Origin of the sequence: Coprococcus sp. AF19-8AC (assembly GCF_003603115.1) — a bacterium.
Taxonomy (GTDB): domain Bacteria; phylum Bacillota; class Clostridia; order Lachnospirales; family Lachnospiraceae; genus Coprococcus; species Coprococcus aceti.
Genome location: NZ_QTMI01000002.1, coordinates 76,748 through 95,859 on the forward strand (window position 1 = coordinate 76,748; position 19,112 = coordinate 95,859).

At 42.7% G+C, this 19,112-nt stretch carries 31 protein-coding genes; all 31 read right to left on the bottom strand.

The window, feature by feature from the left end; translation table 11 throughout:
• Nucleotides 1-9: 9 nt before the first annotated feature.
• On the bottom strand, nt 10-252 hold the full coding sequence (locus DWX57_RS05230; protein ID WP_133300875.1) for a hypothetical protein: 243 nt from the start codon (nt 250-252) through the stop codon (nt 10-12).
• 20 nt (nt 253-272) lie between these two features.
• Nucleotides 273-1,286 carry a major capsid protein gene (locus DWX57_RS05235; RefSeq protein ID WP_120000292.1) on the bottom strand — a complete coding sequence of 338 codons (1,014 nt, stop codon included), beginning with the start codon at nt 1,284-1,286 and terminating at the stop codon, nt 273-275.
• A gap of 25 nt (nt 1,287-1,311) precedes the next feature.
• Nucleotides 1,312-1,965: a phage scaffolding protein gene (locus DWX57_RS05240; RefSeq protein ID WP_120123171.1), complete on the bottom strand. Its 654-nt coding sequence runs from the start codon at nt 1,963-1,965 to the stop codon at nt 1,312-1,314.
• Between the two features lie 164 nt (nt 1,966-2,129).
• Nucleotides 2,130-2,297 carry a hypothetical protein gene (locus DWX57_RS14060; RefSeq protein WP_158576516.1) on the bottom strand — a complete coding sequence of 56 codons (168 nt, stop codon included), beginning with the start codon at nt 2,295-2,297 and terminating at the stop codon, nt 2,130-2,132.
• Nucleotides 2,297-3,799: a phage minor head protein gene (locus tag DWX57_RS05245; protein ID WP_120123172.1), complete on the bottom strand. Its 1,503-nt coding sequence runs from the start codon at nt 3,797-3,799 to the stop codon at nt 2,297-2,299. Before DWX57_RS05245 ends, DWX57_RS14060 begins: the two co-directional genes overlap by 1 nt.
• 3 nt (nt 3,800-3,802) lie before the next feature.
• On the bottom strand, nt 3,803-4,558 hold the full coding sequence (locus DWX57_RS05250) for a hypothetical protein (RefSeq protein ID WP_120123173.1): 756 nt from the start codon (nt 4,556-4,558) through the stop codon (nt 3,803-3,805).
• Nucleotides 4,558-5,247: a hypothetical protein gene (locus DWX57_RS05255; RefSeq protein ID WP_120123174.1), complete on the bottom strand. Its 690-nt coding sequence runs from the start codon at nt 5,245-5,247 to the stop codon at nt 4,558-4,560. Before DWX57_RS05255 ends, DWX57_RS05250 begins: the two co-directional genes overlap by 1 nt.
• On the bottom strand, nt 5,237-6,712 hold the full coding sequence (locus DWX57_RS05260) for a phage portal protein (RefSeq protein ID WP_120123175.1): 1,476 nt from the start codon (nt 6,710-6,712) through the stop codon (nt 5,237-5,239). The genes DWX57_RS05255 and DWX57_RS05260 overlap by 11 nt, the downstream gene beginning before the upstream one ends.
• Before the next feature lie 23 nt (nt 6,713-6,735).
• A complete protein-coding gene (locus tag DWX57_RS05265; RefSeq protein WP_120123176.1) occupies nt 6,736-7,995 on the bottom strand; it encodes a PBSX family phage terminase large subunit in 1,260 nt (419 codons plus the stop codon).
• A complete protein-coding gene (locus tag DWX57_RS05270; protein ID WP_120123177.1) occupies nt 7,992-8,507 on the bottom strand; it encodes a terminase small subunit in 516 nt (171 codons plus the stop codon). The genes DWX57_RS05265 and DWX57_RS05270 overlap by 4 nt, the downstream gene beginning before the upstream one ends.
• A gap of 20 nt (nt 8,508-8,527) precedes the next feature.
• Nucleotides 8,528-8,758 (bottom strand): hypothetical protein, encoded by a 231-nt coding sequence (locus tag DWX57_RS05275; RefSeq protein ID WP_120123178.1) that lies wholly within the window; start codon nt 8,756-8,758, stop codon nt 8,528-8,530.
• Between the two features lie 229 nt (nt 8,759-8,987).
• On the bottom strand, nt 8,988-9,422 hold the full coding sequence (locus DWX57_RS05280) for a hypothetical protein (protein ID WP_120123179.1): 435 nt from the start codon (nt 9,420-9,422) through the stop codon (nt 8,988-8,990).
• 11 nt (nt 9,423-9,433) lie between these two features.
• Nucleotides 9,434-9,820: a hypothetical protein gene (locus tag DWX57_RS05285; protein ID WP_120123180.1), complete on the bottom strand. Its 387-nt coding sequence runs from the start codon at nt 9,818-9,820 to the stop codon at nt 9,434-9,436.
• 4 nt (nt 9,821-9,824) lie between these two features.
• On the bottom strand, nt 9,825-10,088 hold the full coding sequence (locus DWX57_RS05290; protein ID WP_120123181.1) for a hypothetical protein: 264 nt from the start codon (nt 10,086-10,088) through the stop codon (nt 9,825-9,827).
• A gap of 16 nt (nt 10,089-10,104) precedes the next feature.
• A complete protein-coding gene (locus tag DWX57_RS05295) occupies nt 10,105-10,479 on the bottom strand; it encodes a YopX family protein (protein ID WP_120123182.1) in 375 nt (124 codons plus the stop codon).
• Nucleotides 10,469-10,807: a hypothetical protein gene (locus tag DWX57_RS05300; protein ID WP_120123183.1), complete on the bottom strand. Its 339-nt coding sequence runs from the start codon at nt 10,805-10,807 to the stop codon at nt 10,469-10,471. Before DWX57_RS05300 ends, DWX57_RS05295 begins: the two co-directional genes overlap by 11 nt.
• 12 nt (nt 10,808-10,819) lie before the next feature.
• Nucleotides 10,820-10,972 carry a hypothetical protein gene (locus tag DWX57_RS14065; RefSeq protein WP_158576517.1) on the bottom strand — a complete coding sequence of 51 codons (153 nt, stop codon included), beginning with the start codon at nt 10,970-10,972 and terminating at the stop codon, nt 10,820-10,822.
• A gap of 2 nt (nt 10,973-10,974) precedes the next feature.
• Nucleotides 10,975-11,295 carry a hypothetical protein gene (locus DWX57_RS05305; protein ID WP_120123184.1) on the bottom strand — a complete coding sequence of 107 codons (321 nt, stop codon included), beginning with the start codon at nt 11,293-11,295 and terminating at the stop codon, nt 10,975-10,977.
• 47 nt (nt 11,296-11,342) lie between these two features.
• On the bottom strand, nt 11,343-11,498 hold the full coding sequence (locus tag DWX57_RS14800; protein ID WP_207666507.1) for a Lar family restriction alleviation protein: 156 nt from the start codon (nt 11,496-11,498) through the stop codon (nt 11,343-11,345).
• Entirely contained in the window at nt 11,495-11,785 is a 291-nt protein-coding gene (locus DWX57_RS05315) for a hypothetical protein (RefSeq protein ID WP_120123185.1), read from the bottom strand. The genes DWX57_RS14800 and DWX57_RS05315 overlap by 4 nt, the downstream gene beginning before the upstream one ends.
• Nucleotides 11,763-11,984 (bottom strand): hypothetical protein, encoded by a 222-nt coding sequence (locus DWX57_RS05320; protein WP_120123186.1) that lies wholly within the window; start codon nt 11,982-11,984, stop codon nt 11,763-11,765. Before DWX57_RS05320 ends, DWX57_RS05315 begins: the two co-directional genes overlap by 23 nt.
• Nucleotides 11,975-12,214, bottom strand: a complete 240-nt coding sequence (locus DWX57_RS05325) for a hypothetical protein (protein WP_120123187.1) — start codon at nt 12,212-12,214, stop codon at nt 11,975-11,977. Before DWX57_RS05325 ends, DWX57_RS05320 begins: the two co-directional genes overlap by 10 nt.
• A 75-nt stretch (nt 12,215-12,289) precedes the next feature.
• Complete coding sequence (locus DWX57_RS05330; protein WP_120000271.1) at nt 12,290-12,802, bottom strand: hypothetical protein; 513 nt, start codon at nt 12,800-12,802, stop codon at nt 12,290-12,292.
• 87 nt (nt 12,803-12,889) lie between these two features.
• A complete protein-coding gene (locus tag DWX57_RS05335; RefSeq protein ID WP_120123188.1) occupies nt 12,890-13,570 on the bottom strand; it encodes a BRO family protein in 681 nt (226 codons plus the stop codon).
• 16 nt (nt 13,571-13,586) lie between these two features.
• Complete coding sequence (locus tag DWX57_RS05340; RefSeq protein WP_120123189.1) at nt 13,587-15,185, bottom strand: DNA cytosine methyltransferase; 1,599 nt, start codon at nt 15,183-15,185, stop codon at nt 13,587-13,589.
• A complete protein-coding gene (locus tag DWX57_RS05345) occupies nt 15,182-16,438 on the bottom strand; it encodes a hypothetical protein (protein ID WP_330514434.1) in 1,257 nt (418 codons plus the stop codon). Before DWX57_RS05345 ends, DWX57_RS05340 begins: the two co-directional genes overlap by 4 nt.
• 60 nt (nt 16,439-16,498) lie before the next feature.
• Nucleotides 16,499-17,323 carry a DUF6291 domain-containing protein gene (locus DWX57_RS05350; RefSeq protein WP_120123190.1) on the bottom strand — a complete coding sequence of 275 codons (825 nt, stop codon included), beginning with the start codon at nt 17,321-17,323 and terminating at the stop codon, nt 16,499-16,501.
• A gap of 5 nt (nt 17,324-17,328) precedes the next feature.
• A complete protein-coding gene (locus DWX57_RS05355; RefSeq protein WP_243106173.1) occupies nt 17,329-17,616 on the bottom strand; it encodes a DUF1064 domain-containing protein in 288 nt (95 codons plus the stop codon).
• Nucleotides 17,617-17,618: 2 nt separating this feature from the next.
• Entirely contained in the window at nt 17,619-17,723 is a 105-nt protein-coding gene (locus DWX57_RS14380; protein ID WP_243106174.1) for a DUF1064 domain-containing protein, read from the bottom strand.
• A 95-nt stretch (nt 17,724-17,818) separates the two neighbouring features.
• On the bottom strand, nt 17,819-18,880 hold the full coding sequence (locus DWX57_RS05360) for a recombinase RecT (protein ID WP_120123191.1): 1,062 nt from the start codon (nt 18,878-18,880) through the stop codon (nt 17,819-17,821).
• Nucleotides 18,867-19,103: a hypothetical protein gene (locus DWX57_RS05365; RefSeq protein WP_120123192.1), complete on the bottom strand. Its 237-nt coding sequence runs from the start codon at nt 19,101-19,103 to the stop codon at nt 18,867-18,869. Before DWX57_RS05365 ends, DWX57_RS05360 begins: the two co-directional genes overlap by 14 nt.
• Nucleotides 19,104-19,112 lie beyond the last annotated feature (9 nt).

The following is a 19,112-nucleotide window of genomic DNA, read 5'->3' on the forward strand; positions in this document are numbered from 1 at the left end:
ACCACCGCCTTACTTCTTAGGGATAACAGTATATCCGTCATGCTCCATGAACCAATCTGCCATACGCTTTGATGTGATCTCTGCCTTTCCGTTTGCGAACTGGACACCACCAGCGCCTATTCCACAGTAAGCAGCGCTATTATTAACAGATACTGTCCAGCCTGTAGGCTCACTCTCTGTCTTTGGCTCTGCCACTACAGGCTCAATAACTTCGCTTGTCTGATTTGCTGTCTTCGTTTCCTTTGTTGCCATATTCAATCACCCATCCTTCCTTATGCAATCTTGATATTTCTGAGTACACCTGCATGCTGTGTATTCTTGAGGACTGTAGCTGCGATCATCTCAACCTCGGCATCCTTGACTGTACCAGGCTCGTTGAAGTTTGGAAGATACTGATCGATTACAGAACCACCATTCAGACTGATTCCGTGGAATCCATCATTAACATCGAATTTGACTGCATAGACGTCTGTAAGACCGGTTGTTGCCGAACTCTCCTTTGCGATGGTTCTTGAAAGTCCCTTCTTGACAACATGGCCAGTAGTTGCAGAGCCGCCGCTTACAGTGTAATAGTCCTGCATATCAACAAGCTTAACACCATCGATGGTGGTGACACGCTTTCCAAATGCCTCTTCACTCTCTGTCTTGTATCCAAGGATACGAGCCACTGTCTGAATCTTGGTGATCATCTCTGTGTTAGTGAGCACCGCATCAGCATCTGTGGTCTTGACAAGAAGGCTCAGTGCCTCATAGAACTCATCAGCATTAGACTTGATTGCTGTGATAGATGACAGATCAATAGCCTTGTCTGTGCCGTATTCTGTCGTGGTTCCTGCAAGCATGGAATCAAGTCCCTGGAACTCAGGGTGATCAGTTGATGCTGTTGTAGTTGCATCACCATTGATCAGTGTATAGTGGAAGAGGTTTACCACTGCCTTGATATGCTCCTCTATCTGATATGCCATATTGTCAAAGTTACCTGCTACCCTGTTGAGCACTCTGTCCATCTGAACTGCTCCGCCCATGATTGCAAGATTAGCCTCGCACTCCTGCTTAGTAGCCGCTGAAGCAGTATATGAGCCACCTATCTTTCTGAACTCTGCTGTTGCTGGAAGTACCTTTCTGAGATACTTGTACTTCATTGTTGAGCCACCACCTGATGCTGATACACAGTCATCAAATGTGAGCATCTGAAGTATTGTTGACTGTCTGAGGAAGATATCCACGATCTGTGAGAATACCTTATCACTCATACCCTTCTTGATTTCCTCTAATGTCATTGTCATAGTTTTCACCATTCCTTTCTACTTATTACTGGGTATTGTTCCCTTCATATTTCTGTCTCAATGCCTCTGCCAGGTCCTTAGGTTCTGCATTCGTATTGCCCTGATTCCCATCTGGCAGCTTATTCTCAATGATGTTCCTCTTGCCATCATCTGAGCCGGATGAAGCTGTGAACTGAGCCGGGAACTGTGTCTTTAAGTCTGTGAGTATATTGTCCCAACCTTTGATATGACCTTCATCATCAAGCTTAAGCTCCTCATTCTTCTCCTTGAGGGCTGTCTTGATCTTATAGGTCATATAATCAGTATCAACCGCATGAGCCTCAAGCAGAGCCACCTTGATAGCTGAGTTGACCTTAGTCTCCTCAAGCTCTTTCTGAAGCCTTGCATTCTCTGTCTCATAAGTTGATATCTTCTGCTGCATGCCCTCGTCACCCTTGGAAGCTTTCTTAAGCTCCTCAATGAGCTTATTTGCATTGCCAATCTCCGTGTCTTTGCCGGTGATCAGTCCGTTGAGCTTCTCAAGTTCTGAATCATACTTCTCCTTGCTGACGTACTTGCCCTCGGACAGATCTGTGTATCTTACATGCTTGAGCTTATCTGTCTCTGTGCTGTTCTTCTCGTCAATCTTCGCCTGTACCTGCTTATACAGGTCATCTCCTAACAGTTCCTTTAATTCCATTGTTCCATCCTTTCTGGTTTTAAACGTAGCCACACATGGCAGTTATCACTCTTGCCGGAGTTATTTATCGGTCACAGTTTTATCGCCTTAAGCCGATTTTGGGCATAAAAAAAGACCATGTTTTTATCATGGTCTGAATTAGCTAAATATTATGTTTTAATTATTTATTTTAAATATCCATTCTCATACAAAAAAACGTTTTCTTCAACTGTCAAAGCTGAAAAAGGGTTAACCCAAGAATCATCCTCTGTTTCAAAATCAGGTGTTTTAAATTCCGATGGAATAAAGCCGAGTTTATCGCATATTCTCTGATATTCTATCTCTTTATCCATCACAGCACCTCCATTTTTACTCCAGCATCTTCAAATATGCTTCTTACATTGTCATTATACCCCTTTATCTCTAATTGAGCAAGTGCAGATGACGCTATTGGCGCATTAAATTTCTCTTTATCCACTGAATATTTATATATCTTCCCGTCGTGGCATGCGACTAGTCCAAATTTATAAGCACGTTTTTGGCAAACCATTAAATCTGCCAAGCTTGGCACGCCACTTCCCGGGTGATTATGGATTGCTATGATTGTATTTGGCCTGCTGTTGGCTAACATTTCCATCATTGCCTTATTTGGCTTTGCTGTACTTTCCTCATGATATTCCTTATTTATTTTAGATTTTCCAGTCATATAGTCAACAAATGCAATATCCTCGTATCTTGTTCCCGAACGATGAGTTAACATTTCTTTTGATCGCTGCCATGCGATTCTATTAACCCTATCACTATCTGATATTTGATTGAATTTTCTTCTGTAATCCGGAGATTCTATTATTTTTTTATGAATAACTGTATCTTTATAAATATATTTTGGTTTACTTTGTTCTTTTTCATGCTCAATCTCACACGACACCTTAAAATACTTCGTCTGGTACTCTTCAAAATCCTTTGTCTTATCCAACCCGAAGTATTCCGCTCGCTCCCTCAGTGTCTCAAGTTCTTCATCATCCAGCGCCCATCTGGCACGCTGTAAGAGACAGCAACGACAGTTACAGTCTTCCGCCGGATCTCCAAACATTCCAGGAGCCTTAATCTTACGACCACCAACCTCAAAGGGCTCATCGACTTCTCGGATCTGTCCATCAAGCATCTGATGATGTTCTCTCGTTGCTCCGTCAAGAGTGGCATCCCACTGTTTCAATACATCTGCCCCTTTGCTTTTTGCAATATACATAGCGTCCAGCGCTGACTGTACCTGTATACGATGCCCTTCAGTCCTCGCAATGCGGATAGAGTTGTTATAAGCCTTCTGAAATGGAGTATTTGCCATGTGTCTTGAGAGCTTACCAGCCACCTCATTCCACGTTGAGCCATTTGCAATGCCTCTTGATACCTCTGCTCTGACCGCTTTCTTGAGGTATGTCACATCCTCGCCCATTTTGTCGTAGAGCGACTTACTGAGCTTGCTGTCCGTCTGAATAGCTCTCACAACTGCCGCCTGATCTATCGGCATGATGATTGGAATACCTGTCTTTTGCAGGTCATACATGACGCCTGTGTATCCGTCTCTGTAGCACTTCGTCAGGTAGTCAGACACAGTTGCATATGAGTTAGACTGCAGGTTACTCAGAACACCCTCAAGCTGCGCTTTCAAAGCCTCCTGATACTGTTTCTGATAGATGATGCTCTGCAGATTCTCCATATCAGTTCGTTCTGAAAGCTCTCTTATCTTCTGCTCACAATCTCTCAATGCCCGCTGATATACCTGTTTGAGTTCTTTGATTGCCTGCTTTTCTCTATTTAGTTGTGCATGTGCAACCTGCTTTTGTGCTTTATTCATATGTTAACTCTCTTCTGATTTTGGTAGCTCTATTGCTATTTTCCAAATTGAACTTGTATTGCCTGGAATGAAATACTCTTGGTCATTTATAATAAAACTTTCACCAGAAGCACCTGATGCAACATCTGGCCCAGCTAATATATAGTATGCTGATGGAATAGCGAGATACCCTGCAGGATACACATATTGAGCAAGACTTACCACGTCATGTATGTTGCTAGCCTGACTCCAAGCCTGAGCATAATAAGATGTCTCGTCTACATCAGAATAAATGATGTACCTAGCAGAAGTGAATGACATATAAACTATTCTATCTTCATTTGTTTTTAGATCTTTTGCAGGCAATACGATATGTAATAGATCAGTAATGTTAGATCCCTCACTGAATATTCCAATTCCGAATACCACTCCTTCTTTGCATGATACAAAATGCAAAAATGCATTAGCCGCACCACTATTGGCTGATCTAGTCAAACTCATGTTATACGAATAATAATATGAAGATGCGGACGGAGTAACCCCCTGAATCACAGTTGTCATAATCAGATTAGCTCCAGAAAGACTAAACTTAAAACCTGTTGTGTTGTGCTCATCATCTCCCATGTATAATATCCACGTAGTGTTAGACTCTACAATATTTAGTTTCATGCCAAGGGCTGCCGCAATCTCCTGCATTTTTGCGTCATTTACGTCCGCATTGTAAAACGTTGAATCCGCCTCTTTTTTTCCCAGTCTTATTCTTTGTACAGTATATCCCATCAACTAACCTCCGTTTCTGTTGGCAGTACGCCATATATATTTGTTGCATATCCATAAGGATGTGTGTAAGGTGATGTATTGACGATCATACCAAAATTTCCGCCGCTTGGTATTTTTCGTATGTGCTCTGCCATTGTGTCAAATGTATCTGTCGCCTCTGTGTTTACCCCCTTTTCAGTGATAGCGCTGGCGACCTTTGACTTGCCATCACTGACAGATTTTTTTACTTCTTCCATCTCCTTGTAAAGCTGCCCTGCAAGATCTGTCATATACCGCTCTTCAATCTCACTCTCAACTGCTTCACAGCCCTCAAGAACCTTCATTCTTGTGAGCTTGGTGTTGATCTCGTTGATGATGTTACCCTCACTATCAAGCTTCTTGAAGCATACAGTGAAGCCGACATTGCCCGGCACTGTACATGCAGTAGCACCAACAAGCCAATCAAAGGTTATAATGCTTGCATCATCAGAGAGTGTATAATTCTCTATAAAATACACATCTTTCTGCTCTTCTTCATTCACATAGTTGATTGATATCTGATATTCAGTGAGATCTATGCCCTTATACGTTGCCGGCACTTCAAATGTCAGCCGGTTTACATCTTTGTCATGATATACACCGATGACCTCGCCAGCCGGCATCTTCACCGCTCTTGTATCTAAATCTATCTTGTATCTTTTATTTTCCATCTGCTCCACCTCCGTTCTCGACATCTGTATTGATGTTATCAAGCACCTTCTGAGCCTCTTCCGTGTTCTCCTCCTCATTCTTAGGCAGCTTGTCCTTGATCTCGCCATAATCAATATCAAGCCAGTCACAGATAGCTTTGATAATCGTCTCATCATCAAACATGCTTGCAACATTGAGTATTGTATTGATCTCTGTCTGCCTTACCTGAGCCTCTGTAAGCTCTATCTGTGCATTTTCCTGAGCGTTGCTCATTATCTCGTGAGCGAACTCAAAATAAACATCCTCAGCCTTGTATGCCTTATTCTCAGCCTTATTTATCTCGTCAACAACTATCTCTACTATCTTCCTCAAGAACTTTCTAAGAGCTTTCTCTATCTTTTTTGCCTTAAGGTCAAGCAATGAGTAGGCCGCCTTAATGGCTATATTCGTAGTTGCTGATGTGTCCTTGAGTCCGGCAGTATTCAGCCCCATGCCGAACCTGTATATATTCTTTTCATCAAGCTCCAGTTTTGCCTGTCGTGCCTGATATGGGACGTCAACAGTCTTGACATCTACGTCACCATCCTCACCTATACCTATGATCTTCTTTGTTTTGAGGTTTGTCTGAAGCTCATTCAGGTTGTCTCCCTGAAAGCCTTTGATAGCATATAGTGGGGAATCAAAGTCTATGAGGTTGTTTGACAGGCTTGAGGCCATCAGGTCATAGTCATCTATGAGTGGCTTTACAGGCTTAAGGCTTGAGAACTGCTTCTTGTTGTTATCCAGCCGGAAGAATGGAATATAGCCAAATCCATCAAAGTAGGTGGCCTTATCTCCATTATTCTTTGTGTAAAGTACATGAGGCTTTGGGTTGATTGGTTCAGTATCATCTAACACCACCGCCCCATTATCAACCTGGACATAATAATATGTCTGCTTATCATCCCAGACCTGTATTCTCTCAATAGTCTTGTGTCCCTTATCTATCCTGTCCGTATAGTGGTATATCGTGTATGCACAGCCATCATCCGTATCCTTGGCTCTGACCTCAATAACTCCGATACTGTCAGCATCGGCAAATGACATCATATCTTTGGCATTCTTGTATGCGTACATATACGCAAAGCCTTTGACCTGCATATCTGTGATAGTGTCAGAAAGCTCAGACATGAACTCATCATTGTTGTTGAAATACTTGTCCATGTGTTTCTGCAACTCAGGATCATTTGATTTAACTATCTTATCCCCTGAGAGGATATACTGAGTGCATTGGTCAACCAGCTCTGTGAAGAATGGATGTGGTATCTTCACGTTGCTTCTGGTCTTGTCCTCTACCAGTTCGCCGTCCGCATTGTAATAGAACAATCTATACTTATTTATGTCATGATCGCCGTCATAGTATCTTTCGCCTGTCCGGGCGAACTGCTTCTTTTCTGATGTGCGGTCACTGTCTATCAATTTTTTTATCTCGTCAGGGGTTAGCATTCTTCCATCTCCTTCATGTCAATTTAAAACAGCCATGAACGAGGCTTACGCCATCCCTCAATGCCGTACCTAAGAGCTGCCATTGCATCGTCCATCACCGGTACAGGCTCATCAAGATATTCGCCTGTCTTTTCATCTTTTTTCCATTTCCACTGTTGTAGCTCCTTGATAGTATTCACGCAATGAGGAGCAACATATATTCTTCGTCGTATAATGTGATTCTTATCGACCACACCTTTGAGCCAGTCTATCTGAGCCTTGACAGATCCAGCAGAACCGCCCTTGTCAACGCCCTTTGCACGATAACCAGCACCCTTCCATGTTTTGATCCTGTCTGGTTCTGCGGAATCACACCACATTGTCTTATTCGTTGGTATAGCATGTTGAATCGCCAGTGGAATAATCTCCGCCGTCTCTTTCTCATGCACATATATCTCATCTAGGATGTATATATCATCATCCTTGATACCCAGAAGGAGGATGGCATTGGCATGGTTGAATCCAAAGTCTTGTCCTATTGCTATATCGTCATAGTCATTAAGGTTCTGAGATACCTCAGCAACTTCCCAGTTGTGCAGGATGAGGCCGCCTATCTCACCCCATTCACCCAAGCCATATATCTTGTAACCTTCCGGATCTACTTCCTTTCTACGCTCCATACGGCGGTGATATGCCGCATCGATGAAACGATTCCCCAGGTATGTACTGTGATGCGTCAGTACATCGGGATCGTATCTATCAAAAAAGACCTTCTTTATCCAGTGATTCTTATTTACTGGATTGAAGGTCATTCTTATCTGGTAAAACTGCCCTGGTGGTAGCTCTCCACGCAATCTATCATCTATAATTTCCAGATCTGCCTGTGTAAACTCTGTTGCTTCCTCAAGCCATACGTCCGTGAGCTTTCCCCTTGGGAATGTGATTGATTTCAGCTTTTCACGCTGCCTGTCATCATTCATACCACGGAAAATGATCTGGTTTCCATTGCTTTTGCATGTGAGAACCAGAGGACTTCTGTTGATTTTCCAATAATTATCAACCTTATCTCCAAATATCTTATAAAGAGAGCCGGTCAGTTCAGCAAATGTACTGTCTCGGTTGGTAATATCGGATTTTCGCATCGCAACAAGGTTTCTGCCCTTGTCCTGCATCAGCCTCAGTATGTAATTCTGTGCCGTATCAACACTCTTCCCTGATCCGGCAGAGCCTTTCATCACGATATATCGCTTCTTGCTCCGGTCTACTTCTTTGAATCCGGGGTTTGCTTTTACTTCAACATTCAATCAGCACCACCACCGCCGGTATCGTCATCATCGCCATAGTTGATGTTAATGTTGAGGTCCATATCTACATCAGCCTCCACCTTATCGGTATATAAGCCATATGCTTTACCAAGGAGCTCCGCTGCCTTATTGGCATCCGACAGCCTTGCTGGTATCTCCACGATCTGTGGTGTCTCTTTCTTGACTGTCTGTTTTCTCATTGTGCCGTTATCGTCTGGAGCATACATCGAACGTTCTTCACTGGTCGTTACAACAATGCATTCTTTCTTTTCTCGTCTCATGGTTGCTGTGAGGTACTTTAGAACCTCATTCTGATCGGCAATTAAGGCTTTTTCTTTCTCGGCAAGTCGATTGTCTATATATTCTCTAATGTCATGTTTTGACATGTTCAAATCCGCAATCTGTCTTGCACTTCTCTTTGAATACCCTGCCCTTATAGCTGCCTGTGTGGCATTAAGGTCAATCAAGTATTCATCACAGAATCTCTGCTGTTTAGCTGTAAGTTTAGCCATAATGTCACACCTTCTCTCTATTACTTCTGTTTCTTTCTCACTCTCTTCAGGATCACAATCTTGTACAGCGGTTTACATACATTCTTTACCTCTCCACCCCAATTTATAGTTGGCTGAAATTTGTATATCTTAGTGCACTTAACCATCACCTTTATCATGGCTATTGGTAAAGCCAGCCTGCCAAGTATCGGATGTATGTATTCAAAACTATATTCAGGTCTCACGACCTCAAACCTTTTAATCTTACTCATATCTCACCTCAAACCTCACCTCAAACAAATAGCCCAGTGGGGGAGAGAATCAATAACGGCATTTTCACATTTTACGATTTAGGAGTTTACATTTTAACCACTGGGCATAAGAAAAGGGACACAACCGAAATGGCAAACGGTCATGTCCCTTATGAATCAATATAATTTTACCATTGCAGTATACCACGTTTACAATGTGCTATGTTGTGCTAAAGTGTGCTTTTTTGTGCTAAAGTGTGTCGACTTTCTCATTTAAGCACGCTCTTTCAAACTCCAACAAGGCATATCCATGAGCATGCCTTGTCCGATCATATGAATACCCAATTTCTTTTGCTATAGTCTTTAAGGTCTTAAATTCTATATACTTCTTAAATAAGATCTTCATGTATGTTATGTCATCAAGCATATGTATCTGTCCTATCACCTTATGCTTGAGCTCCGTGAACCTCTCTATGTCCTCATGAATCTCATTTTCAAGGTCAACATACTTTGCCACCTTATTGCTCATAGAATCAGCTTTAGTGCTTGTCTGCACTTTCTCAGCTGAATAATCGAATGCCCCTGTACAGGTTGCATCTTCCCTGAGTCCTGCAAGCTCTATCTTCTTCTGCCTGATCTTCACATCAAGAAGCTCCACCTGTTTCAAATACTCTTTCGCTTTCACCGCCTCACCTCCTACTTGTTCTCCCGGATAGTGAACTCCAAGCCTGTTTCTTCTTTCAACGTTTCTATCAAATCATCCCATATGATATCCCCATCACATATAGCCTCTGTCTTTGAATTAAATCTTTCACAGAACCTATCAAGCCTCTTCTGTCCAAAATCGAACTCATCACGTAAGACCATACAGGACATAATCAGAATTGTGTCTATCGTATTTAACTTGATCTTATATACTGACTCATCAAGCTGCTTCTGGTTGACCTCAAGCGGAACAAACATGGCTCCTCTGGTCTTGAGTTCTTTTTCTGCTGATTCCATGCCCTGTGTCTTGATGACATTCATCAGCCATGCAGCACCCGCCATTCTTGCTTCGTGTAGTTTTCTATCTGATTTTGCCATCCTCTCACTCCTTCCGGGTAAATCTGTTCATCAAGTGATTATATGGATCTACCTGAGTCTTAAACCCTATCTGTCTTTCTCCAAGCGGATCATTGAGCTGTGCCCCTTCAAGAAAGTTACAGAGTTCCTCTATGCAATCCGGACATAAATCCTTTGTTTCTACTGCATCATCGAACACATCAACCACCCTTGCCCTTATTGCTGCTCCGTGTTCAAATGGCAGGTCATAGAACCCGCCGCATCTATCGCATTTGCCTGCATATGCCATTATGTATCACTCTCCTTTATCTCAATTCTGGATTATCAAATATATTTCCGATTACTTCCCATTCGTCACTACATCTCAGGTAAAACAAAGGAGTCATCATCTCTTTTGTAGCTATAATTCCTTTTATCCAAGAGACATAATCATCTTTTATAATACCAACGCCATCCTTATCTTCTGGATTATAATATTTACAAATATCATTTTCCCAAATCAACTTGCCATTTTTATCTTTCAAGCCTGTGCATTGACAGATAGTATCTGGTCGCACTTCAAATGCAAATGGCGAACCTGCTTTATTGCTGATATACCATTTATCATTTTTGCAATGCAAAAATCCTGCAACCCACTCTCCATTACAAATTTTCGCCTTGAATAGACATCTATCTTTCATCCACTCCACCTCTCTTCACGATCTCCACAGCATCATCAAAATTAACCACCAGCTCTCCGCCCATGCCCTGATTGCCGTACCTTTCAAATGACTTGTCCTGCAGCTCTGAAACAGCCTTGTCCACATCGTAGACTGTTGGATGCTCCTCAATAAGTTTTTTTGCCTCAATTCTCATTGATTTCTCTGACTTACGTTTCTCTAGTCCTTGTTTCTCAAGTGCCTTTATCGCCATATCAAATGCCTTTCCGGTATCATTCACATAGGCATAATGTGAATATCTATAATCTGTTGTTCCCTTTAATTTGGCTATTGCTTCTCTCTCTTCCATATTCCCACACTCCTATCTTCTCAGCCTTGCCACAGCCGCGTTCCACTCGTTTATGAATTTAAGCACCCAGGTAGCTGGGTATGTGCTTACAGCATACTGTTTTGAGATAGCAACTGCTCTTGCCCAGTTCGGATCCTGTTTGATCTCGTCTGAAATCTGTGCCATCCTTACACCTCCACTTCATCATCTGCCGGAAACCGGAACACCTTCGGTGGTGTGAAACAGAATGCCTGCTGATAGCCACTACCCTGTAGGATTCCAGGACCGCCTTCACACGATATGTAACTTCCATACAGTTTTATCATATCTTCCAGCACTTTCTCTGCCTTTTCCCTAGAACTATATTTAGCCATAATTGCAGATTCTTCTGAATTGTTATCCCAACTGTATATTATTCTTGTTCCTTCACTCTCATCATGTATAGCGATAGTTCCATTTTCATACTCAGCATCTATATAGCTCCAGCCTTTCTGACTAATTAACCTCATTACACGCCCTCCTGTTCCATGCTTTAACTTCTTTTCTCTCTGCGGCATTAATTATAAGAACCCGCCCATGTTCCACCGCTTCTTCCGTGACAATTACAACAAATAATCTGTGCCCAAAATCCTTTATTTTCACCAGGTATACGCTCGTAATCCAATTCTGATTTCCCACCGCAAAACGGACAAGGCTTTAATTTTTCGTTCACTTTTCATCACTCCAATCTAATTTTTGCCCACAGCTTGGGCAAAACGTTATTACGTCAAATTTACTTCGAAATGGTTCACGTTCAGGCTGCGATTTTTTACATTTAGGGCACGATGGGAAGGCAAACGGAATATTCGGTGTTAAACGAATCATTTCAACTGCTACTCTTCTCTGTTTATCACACATGTTTTTAATTTCCCTAGCAAGTTCTGATTTAGGGAATATTATTATCATGTTGTTTTTTCTTTCAGCCGAGCTGATCAAATCATATATTTCTTCTGCTGTCATATCTCTCCACCCCACTCGGGCACATGATAATCTGTGCCAACTCTGTATCACTGAGCGACCGGATGTAGTCGCCGTTTGTCATCGGTTCATAGTTGTCCACAGCGTTCTTAGTACAGTGTGCGCATGGTTCCTGTGTCTCGTCCATGGCTCTGTATTTGCAGTTTTCGCAGCCTCCTGCTCTCTCTGGTACTATCTCCATCGTATTTCCCCCTTCCTGATCATCTCTCTTATGTCTGTGTTGCTGAAGCTCTCATGGTAGCCCTGTTCGCTTTGCATCAGCACATGGTGCTCATATACCTTGATGATTGTCCAGCACTTCCAAACTCTCACCGGGACATTCTCCTCTTTTCCGTTCTTTGTGAGGATCTTCACCACCCGCCCCGGTCGGCATATGATGTTGAACGTGGCATCTATCTCAAATTCTGTCATGTGTCTCCTCCTTATCCATATTTTTGCGCAAAAAAATACCAACCATTAAATAATGATGGTTGGTATTTTTATCATTTATTTTATTTCTGTAGATTTCCCAAATTCAAACTCACCCTTCTTTATGCTATCATTCTTTTTATAATAAATTTGTTCATATAATTTACTAGAATTGTTATGTTCATTACTGCAATATATAGATAACTTTAAATTTGTATGTTCATCCTCTGTCCACAAATTTTCTAAAGCCTTAGGTAAAATAAATCTAACCGCATATGTAGCATTAGTATCTTTCTTATCATAAGGTGCAATTATTTGTATCTTTTTGTACGGAATATCTAAATTGATAGCATTTAGTATATTTCCTCCGTTGCCATTATATACCGTTATTAACTGCGCTTGTATAAAAACATTTGTAACATAAAACTTTGATAAGTTCACTATTTTTACCCTATATTCATCTTTATCATTTTTTGCAATTTTGTCTGATATAATTATTTTAGGACTTTTGTTCCAATAATAAAAATTCATAAAAACAGATGATATAACACCTGAAATTACACCTGATACAATACTCATAAAAAATGCCATATAGCTCCCCCCCTAGTTATATAAAATTTATTAATATTGTATCATTCCAACCATCATTATTCAATTATCAATGTGCTACTATTCTGCTCATATGTTTAATGAACTGATCAACTTCAAAGTGTTTGTGCTTGGTTTCCATGATTTGATGTAATCAACAGCCTCCTCAAACCTGAGACTAGGTGTATTAGCCCTTGCATTTACATTGAAATAGTCTTTGTAATCCCTGCCAATCTCTGCAAATACTTTCTTTGATAACTCTTCGTAGGCGCATGTATTTTTTCCACCGAGCCATGTTACTACTGTAGATGACATAAGATCTGTAAGGGTTTTCTGCTGGCTATAATCTATTGTCATTGTGTTTTCCAGCTTTGATACCCTGTCAGATACATCATCTATCATTCCAAGTTGGAGCCGCATCATCTCCTGTGAGGTAAGTGGTTTCTGGTATCCACCTGTCTTACGAATTGATGGAAGCACCTCACTTGTCACCCACTTCTTGAACTTCTTGGCATTTGGGAGTTTACTCGATAAGATGAGGCTATACAAACCTGATTCATTGATTATTGCCATTGTCTGAGTTCCTCCAGGGGTGACAATTTTTGTCACCCCTTTGTCGTCATCATCAATATAATCTCTCAAAGCCCTCTGTGGATTACTATGTCCTAGTATCTCCGCCACATCTTTCCCTACAAACCAAGGCTCACCATCTTTTACTACTGTTCTTATCTCTCCAAACTCTTTATTCTCAAATATCTTCAAATCGTTCATTCCATACCTCCTCTATCTATACAAAACACAACTGTCCGTTCTCTTCTTCGCCTATCCTCATGTTTGGCATCCTTTTTCTTACACAAAGCTCTGGAAGATTCGACCTCACCATCGCCGCCGGTATAGGTGGACAGACTGCATTTCCACATCTCTTGACCTGTTCACTTCTTGAATATGTCTTACCTGTGTTGTCATGATCTATGATGTAATCATCCGGGAACCCTTGGCACCCATATAACTCCTTTGGCTCAAGCATTCTGAGACCAATGTCCACTATCTGATACTCAACACCTTGGATTGTTACAAGGCCGAACCGGTCTCTTGATGTCACTGTATCAAGCGGCTGTTCTATATCCTGCCCTGTACCCTCTCCGTAGTATTTAATCAAGAATGCTCTGACCTCTCCAAAATGCCCGGCTGATGTTGTCACTGTATGCAGCGGTTCTCTCTCATCCTGTCCTATCCCTGTCTTGTAAAACTTGCTAAGGAACGAAGTCACAAGGCCATATCTGTTTGAACTGTCCACTGTCATGATCGGATTCTCTATGCCTTGACCCCGCACCTCGTCTGAATTGGTCTCCGAATGATATTGAATAAGTGTAGGACTTATTAGACAGTGCTCATTCTTGCTGACAATAGTTGTAAGTGGTTCTCTCACATCTTTGCTACGATCTGCAGAGAATCCAGTCTGACCTATCTGAACCATATATGGTTCTACAACTCCATATCCGTGCTTCCCTGTAATCGTCGGCATTGGATCTCTTATGTCCTGTGGCTTTCTATCGCCGCCGTGATTGCACTGAATGATGAACGGCTCTGGATTATCCAGAACGAACTTCTTCAGCCCTCTTGCAATCCTCTGCATAGTCTTTGGCGCAAGTGGCCTCACCGCCCGAATGCCGTACTTCTCCTTGATTTCCTCTGATGTATCAAAGATACTCGGACAAGGTAAGCTGAAATCAAGCTGTGTATATGCTCCAACATAAGGCTTGAGCCGTCCCTCCTTGACCTCTTTGCTGTCCGCCGGTGCATGTGTAGGCTTTGGCCACATGATAGGTACACCATCACACCTTGCGATCATGAAGAACCTTTTTCTCTTGGTCGGTGCTCCGTAGTCTGCCGCCACAAGTTCTCTGAACTGTACCTCATATCCCAGCTCATTGAGCTGCTTTACAAATTGCCTGAATGTATCTCCTTGCTTTGCCCTTATCGGATGATGTCCTCTGTTGAGCGGTCCCCATGTCTTGAACTCTTCAACGTTCTCCAGCATGATCACTCTCGGTCTCACAAGAGCCGCCCATCTGCAAGCTACCCATGCAAGCCCTCTGATGTTCTTATCCTTTGGTTTGCCACCCTTGGCCTTTGAAAAATGCTTGCAGTCTGGTGAGAACCAGGCAAGAGCTACCGGGTGTCCCTCACAGGCTTTCACAGGGTCAACCGCCCACACGTTCTCACAATAGTGCTTTGTGTTTGGATGGTTGACCTTATGCATCCTTATGGCTTCAGGGTCATGGTTGATAGCTATATCAACACTGTATCCTGTTGCCATCTCAATTCCTGTTGATGCTCCACCACCTCCGGCAAAGTTATCAACGATAAGCTCTCCGTTTATCATGGCAGCACCTCCGGGTAATCATATATACTCAGCTGTACCGCCGGTACATCTTCCCATGGCACTCCGATATAGTCTAGGACTCTTCCCCAGCCGAATTTCTCTCCAGTCTCTGGATCCGTGCAGCATCGATACATGTAGAACTCCCATTCCTTTGGATTTCTCTCTCTGAGTCTATCAAACCTGTGTGGTCGTTCTTCCATATGGATTCCAAAGCCACACATGCTGCAACCTGTACGCTGCGCTCCTGTCGTTCTGAGATTGCCGTGTCCATCATCCTGTATTTGTCCATATATAGCCGGTATGATCGCTTCAACCGGCTCGTAAGGTATTGTGTTGCCAGCCTTATCCTTACTGTATGGCTGCTCATAATAAAGCTTTGCAAACACATCTGTATGTGCGTGATACCAAGTGTCCATCTCCTGAGCAAGTCTCAATATGTCATTTCTGAGGTATGGTGCAAATGGTGCTGATCTCATTACTGTCTTGCCATAGTAATTGCATCCATGGTCTGTGAGAGCTTCTTCTCTCTGTCCACCCTCAGATGCCATCATGCCAAGGAACGGATAGCTTGAATGAGCCTTAGCCCAGTCATCGCATGGCTTCTCTTTCAGCCAATAGCAACAATCATTTGACACCTTGAAATTCGGCTTGTAATACATGACACCTTCATTCTCGTTCTCATATCCACCGAATAGATTGAGCCACTTCTGCGGCAGCTTCATGCGGCTGTTCTTCTGGAAGTGTCCAAGCTCTCCACATTCGCCTGTGATTATTGCATGTCGAACTGTCTTATTGTTTTCAGTCGGATTCTGAAGCAGCGCTATCTTTCCCGCTATTCTCTTGCTGATAACCGGGAACCCAACTTCATTGAGTACCTCAACTTTTGTCTTGAGCGGGTTCAGGATTGTCACTCCAAGAGCTTTATGTACCCGCTGTATACTCTTATCTTCCAGAGATGAAACCGAGACCGCTGGAACATTGATCCCTATCGACTTCAGGAATACGTGTAATGTAATACTGTCAAGACCGCCAACACTCACATGAGCCGTTTTGTCTCGTATCCGCATCTGCTCCATGAACTCTTCAGCTCTAAGTCTGGATCGCCGCACCTTAACTTCATACGGCTGGCTCTGGAGCATTATCATCTTCTCCCTGGCTTCTTTCTTGCGCTTCTTGTATTCCTCTAAGCCCTCGTCCGGGCTGTCAAGTTCGCCGTCCTCTCCAAAAATTCTCGTTATTAAGTCTTCGTTCATTCACTTCTCAGGAACCCGCTATAGCATTACCCCGGCCGGAGGTTCGGCTCCTTTCGTGTGTTATTTATTATTCAGCTCATCAGCCAGCATCTTCTCAAGCTGTCCAAGCTGCTCAGAATGATCTGTCTGTTTGAAGTTTGCAAATCCATTTGGATTCACGTTCCGTGGCTGTCCTCGGCTCTTACCGTCATCCTCAAGCGGATATACTGATTTCCAGCCACGCATAATAGACTGATTGATTATTTTTATCTGCTCATTCTTATCGTGTGATAGACTGTTGAGCCTGTTTATAGTCAATGTGATTGCTCTATCGGTCATGGGACTCTTGATACCCTTACGAAACTTTATGTATTCATGAATAGCCTCGTCCAGTTCTGGAACATCACTATACTTGACCGGTTCAGACTTCTTACGTGGTTTCTCCACCTCCGCATGTGTGCACGCACGTGCCTTAGTAGGAGTATGTATATACTCCTCATTATCACTATCATTATCATATTCATTATCATTATCGGCTTTTTGGGGTTCGGTTGGGTTTTCCTCGGTTTCAGAAATAACCGTTCGGTTTTCAGAAAAACCATTCGGTTTATTTGGGTTTTCCTCGGTTTCAGAAATAACCGTTTCCTTTGTAGGTCTACCACCCTTTTTGCCGTTGGATTTATTACGCTCACATTTCTCCTCATATTTGGAGTTGTCCTTGTCCATACGTGCCTTAATAAAAGAGAAACACATGGCAAGCGCACTACCTTTTGGGAGATCCGGAACTTCGCCTGTCTCCTGGTAGTCCATCAGAGCAAACATTAACTCACCAACCTGCTCCGGTGGCAACATCGACAAATGCTCTCTATATTCGGTATAAAAGACAAAGCTCCCTTTATTTCCCATGTGGCTCACACCTCCTTGATTCGTATTCCGTATTTATAAAGCATCAACTTACGCTTAATGATGTATTCCTTTGTTCTCATGCCCTTTGTATCCTCAACAACCATTTCAAATCCATCCCAGTAAACGAAGTCTGCTATGTATGAGCACTTACGCTCTAGGAGCTTTCCCGGTTTGAATCTGCCCTTGTTGGGTCCTTTTTCATATATCTCATTCGTGTGTTCTCTCTGAGCTGGTATAAGCTCAAATTCTCTCTGAAGCTGCAAGCCTGTTATCTTGCCAGCTTTCTCAAGCAATTTCAGCTCTGTATATCTCTGAGCTGAAATTGCCTGCTGTCAAATGTGATGCCGTCTACAACAACCTTCCTGTTGCCGTATTTAGCTCGTGATCTGTTCCAAGCCATTGTTACTCCTTTCTCCCTGTCACCCAAATGAGTGACAGGGATATATGCTTAAACCTCTGCGTTACTGTGTGATGTATTAACGCATGTCATGAACTCTACTTGAAACTTCCGAACAGTGCCGCTTCTGCAGCGTTCATCTGCTGTGGCTCTGTCTGTGGATTCTCTGTCGGTGTCGGCTGTGGATCCTGAACACTGTTCTGTGTATTCTGAGCATTATTCTGAGTATCCTGTGGCTCTGCCTGTGGAGCCTGTGCTTCTGGTTCATTTATCTCTGTTGCTGTGGCTTCCACATACTCATCATTGTCATTCTCAACGTATGTAGGATGTCCCTCAGCGTCCAAGGTTGCCATGTCGCCCTCAAATGCCTTCTGGAGTTCTATGCTCATTACTCCCCACTTGCTGATCAGCTGTCGGAGCATTGTCTTGTAAGCCATGCCATCAAAATTCTTATACCAGAACGATGAATACATCCAGGAATCACGAGGATCATAGTTACCGGCTTCATAGTCAGCATATGATACTCTCTGCTTCTCTCCGTACTTTGTCTTGATCTTTCCAGCATCCTTATAAAATGCCTGTGAATACTTGTCTGCATGAGCAAGCATCTGAGCCTTGCTCCAGTACATCGTCTTTCTGAATCCATTAACAAGCTCAAACATTGCATAGTAGCCGATTGTCTCAGCCTCTTCACGCTTGTCCCAGTCATCTACCATGAGATTAACCTTGATGTCCTCGTTGAGTGGGTCGAAGTATTCCAACTCCCCTTCCTTGATTGCGACAACATTCAGTCTCTTATACTGACCAGAACGGATAGCCAGCTGAATATATCCCTTATATCCCATCTGGAACTGAGCTTCCTTGACACCAGTCTTTGTATTGTTGAATGGGACCATGTAATAGTGTCCGAGCTGTGGGGATGGTGAAAGCTGTAAGCTCTCGCCGAGAAGTGCAGCTGAAAGAATCGACTGATTCGTGCACTCCTGAAGTGTAGGGTTGGTATTATATGCTGATACGATAGCAGATATAAACCTCTGTCCATTCTTTCCACCAACCACCTTGTTGATCTGATTCTTGATTGCATCTTTTGTAAGATACTCTGTAATTCCCAGATTCTGCTGTGCTTTACTTTTTGCTACCAAACTGTTATTTACTGCCATTTTCTCTTACCTCCGCTAACTCGGTTGCCAATTCTAAAATATCAATCTTGCTGTTATTCTGCTTTGCATTCTCTACAGCCTTGTCTATAAACTGATTTGCCACATCTGTTCCAAAATCTTCTTCAACGATAGATCGCACTCCGCTTATGGCTGTTATCATTTCAGCGATCAGCATTATTGTTGACCCTTCCAACTGTACTGAACCTTTATTTAATACAATCATCTTGATCCT

What these genes read in the sequence shown, in the direction of transcription:
- DWX57_RS05230 (WP_133300875.1), bottom strand. Translation starts at nt 252, where the DNA reads ATGGCAACAAAGGAAACGAAGACAGCAAATCAGACAAGCGAAGTTATT.
- DWX57_RS05235 (WP_120000292.1), bottom strand. Translation starts at nt 1,286, where the DNA reads ATGACAATGACATTAGAGGAAATCAAGAAGGGTATGAGTGATAAGGTA.
- DWX57_RS05240 (WP_120123171.1), bottom strand. Translation starts at nt 1,965, where the DNA reads ATGGAATTAAAGGAACTGTTAGGAGATGACCTGTATAAGCAGGTACAG.
- DWX57_RS14060 (WP_158576516.1), bottom strand. Translation starts at nt 2,297, where the DNA reads ATGGATAAAGAGATAGAATATCAGAGAATATGCGATAAACTCGGCTTT.
- DWX57_RS05245 (WP_120123172.1), bottom strand. Translation starts at nt 3,799, where the DNA reads ATGAATAAAGCACAAAAGCAGGTTGCACATGCACAACTAAATAGAGAA.
- DWX57_RS05250 (WP_120123173.1), bottom strand. Translation starts at nt 4,558, where the DNA reads ATGGGATATACTGTACAAAGAATAAGACTGGGAAAAAAAGAGGCGGAT.
- DWX57_RS05255 (WP_120123174.1), bottom strand. Translation starts at nt 5,247, where the DNA reads ATGGAAAATAAAAGATACAAGATAGATTTAGATACAAGAGCGGTGAAG.
- DWX57_RS05260 (WP_120123175.1), bottom strand. Translation starts at nt 6,712, where the DNA reads ATGCTAACCCCTGACGAGATAAAAAAATTGATAGACAGTGACCGCACA.
- DWX57_RS05270 (WP_120123177.1), bottom strand. Translation starts at nt 8,507, where the DNA reads ATGGCTAAACTTACAGCTAAACAGCAGAGATTCTGTGATGAATACTTG.
- DWX57_RS05275 (WP_120123178.1), bottom strand. Translation starts at nt 8,758, where the DNA reads ATGAGTAAGATTAAAAGGTTTGAGGTCGTGAGACCTGAATATAGTTTT.
- DWX57_RS05285 (WP_120123180.1), bottom strand. Translation starts at nt 9,820, where the DNA reads ATGGCAAAATCAGATAGAAAACTACACGAAGCAAGAATGGCGGGTGCT.
- DWX57_RS05290 (WP_120123181.1), bottom strand. Translation starts at nt 10,088, where the DNA reads ATGGCATATGCAGGCAAATGCGATAGATGCGGCGGGTTCTATGACCTG.
- DWX57_RS05295 (WP_120123182.1), bottom strand. Translation starts at nt 10,479, where the DNA reads ATGAAAGATAGATGTCTATTCAAGGCGAAAATTTGTAATGGAGAGTGG.
- DWX57_RS05300 (WP_120123183.1), bottom strand. Translation starts at nt 10,807, where the DNA reads ATGGAAGAGAGAGAAGCAATAGCCAAATTAAAGGGAACAACAGATTAT.
- DWX57_RS14065 (WP_158576517.1), bottom strand. Translation starts at nt 10,972, where the DNA reads ATGGCACAGATTTCAGACGAGATCAAACAGGATCCGAACTGGGCAAGA.
- DWX57_RS05305 (WP_120123184.1), bottom strand. Translation starts at nt 11,295, where the DNA reads ATGAGGTTAATTAGTCAGAAAGGCTGGAGCTATATAGATGCTGAGTAT.
- DWX57_RS05315 (WP_120123185.1), bottom strand. Translation starts at nt 11,785, where the DNA reads ATGACAGCAGAAGAAATATATGATTTGATCAGCTCGGCTGAAAGAAAA.
- DWX57_RS05320 (WP_120123186.1), bottom strand. Translation starts at nt 11,984, where the DNA reads ATGGAGATAGTACCAGAGAGAGCAGGAGGCTGCGAAAACTGCAAATAC.
- DWX57_RS05325 (WP_120123187.1), bottom strand. Translation starts at nt 12,214, where the DNA reads ATGACAGAATTTGAGATAGATGCCACGTTCAACATCATATGCCGACCG.
- DWX57_RS05330 (WP_120000271.1), bottom strand. Translation starts at nt 12,802, where the DNA reads ATGGCATTTTTTATGAGTATTGTATCAGGTGTAATTTCAGGTGTTATA.
- DWX57_RS05335 (WP_120123188.1), bottom strand. Translation starts at nt 13,570, where the DNA reads ATGAACGATTTGAAGATATTTGAGAATAAAGAGTTTGGAGAGATAAGA.
- DWX57_RS05340 (WP_120123189.1), bottom strand. Translation starts at nt 15,185, where the DNA reads ATGATAAACGGAGAGCTTATCGTTGATAACTTTGCCGGAGGTGGTGGA.
- DWX57_RS05345 (WP_330514434.1), bottom strand. Translation starts at nt 16,438, where the DNA reads ATGAACGAAGACTTAATAACGAGAATTTTTGGAGAGGACGGCGAACTT.
- DWX57_RS05350 (WP_120123190.1), bottom strand. Translation starts at nt 17,323, where the DNA reads ATGGGAAATAAAGGGAGCTTTGTCTTTTATACCGAATATAGAGAGCAT.
- DWX57_RS14380 (WP_243106174.1), bottom strand. Translation starts at nt 17,723, where the DNA reads ATGGCTTGGAACAGATCACGAGCTAAATACGGCAACAGGAAGGTTGTT.
- DWX57_RS05360 (WP_120123191.1), bottom strand. Translation starts at nt 18,880, where the DNA reads ATGGCAGTAAATAACAGTTTGGTAGCAAAAAGTAAAGCACAGCAGAAT.
- DWX57_RS05365 (WP_120123192.1), bottom strand. Translation starts at nt 19,103, where the DNA reads ATGATTGTATTAAATAAAGGTTCAGTACAGTTGGAAGGGTCAACAATA.